Source organism: Halomonas marinisediminis (genome assembly GCF_004347715.1).
GTDB lineage: Bacteria > Pseudomonadota > Gammaproteobacteria > Pseudomonadales > Halomonadaceae > Halomonas > Halomonas icarae.
This window is the reverse complement of the sequence record NZ_SLTR01000186.1, coordinates 1-319: the sequence shown is the minus strand read 5'-3', so window position 1 is coordinate 319 and position 319 is coordinate 1. Positions and strand designations below refer to the sequence as shown.

At 44.2% G+C, this 319-nt stretch carries 1 protein-coding gene; it reads right to left on the bottom strand.

The window, feature by feature from the left end; all coding sequences use genetic code 11:
- Window positions 1–319 (bottom strand): hypothetical protein (locus tag E0702_RS19170; protein WP_205741986.1); only part of this gene is annotated, 319 nt, incomplete at both ends.

Below are 319 nucleotides of genomic sequence, written 5' to 3'. Positions count from 1 at the left end.
ATGTACTGGGCATTACTATCAGGCTCACCAAAAACGGACTTATGCCATTTACCGCCCGTCAGCGCTAGCGCTTGATCCAAAGTCGTGCGATCGATAAAGCTTTGAAAAGCATCTGTACAAACCAAAGACAAAAGCCCCGTCCCAATATCATATGTAGGTAATTCCACCTCACCGTGAAACAGTAAAAACTCTGAACCTGCGGACAAATAATAAATATCCACTGAATTAGCAATATACTGATCAGGATCAACAGGCCCCGAAACAGGAAGTATATTTAACTCTGCTACTCTGGCCGCTCCCTCTTCCCCGTCAACAATAA